We start from the raw sequence: 554 nt of genomic DNA on the forward strand, positions 1-554 counted from the left end.
CAATATCTCGAGGAGACGAACACTTCCATGCGCGCGCTCTCGTTGGCGGCAGGGCTGGGTGAGAAAGCGGTCTCGGACATCCTGCGACTTCGTGGGCTTACACCGAAGCGCTCAACCCTTATTGCGCTCGAGCGCGCTACTGGTCGATCCTTGGTAAGCTTGCCGGTGTCTGCAAGCCGCACCTATGGAGATCTGATCTCAGAGTTGAGTGCCGGCCAGGGCGATGGCCCGAAACGTGCAAAATCGCATCGGCAGGCAAGGCGTTTGCGGTGGCTCATGCTCAAGGCAAATTGGGTCCCAGAGACGCGCCCGGTTTGTCGCCGCGAGGTCGTGGCCTTTTTCGAGAGCACGTATCCGGCGGCGGTCGGAGTGAGCAAGGCGAGCTTCGCGACATACAAGAGCGAGATCCTGTCGTGTCTCGCTGGTGCCGAAGGTCGAAACCGCCGGCGTGGTGTCGCAGATATTGAGGGGCCGCTGAAGCGGGTTCATGAACGCGTACGTGAGAGCGACCTGCCGCTGTATCAAAAGAACGGCTGCGGATCGTTTCTCGTCTT

General features: G+C 60.3%; 1 pseudogene. It reads left to right on the forward strand.

Going from position 1 to position 554, the window contains the following annotated elements:
• Window positions 1-27 precede the first annotated feature (27 nt).
• Window positions 28-554, forward strand: a pseudogene (locus tag LC039_RS26790) (hypothetical protein); the annotation flags it as partial.

Source organism: Alloyangia pacifica (assembly GCF_020524285.1).
Classification (GTDB): domain Bacteria; phylum Pseudomonadota; class Alphaproteobacteria; order Rhodobacterales; family Rhodobacteraceae; genus Salipiger; species Salipiger pacificus_B.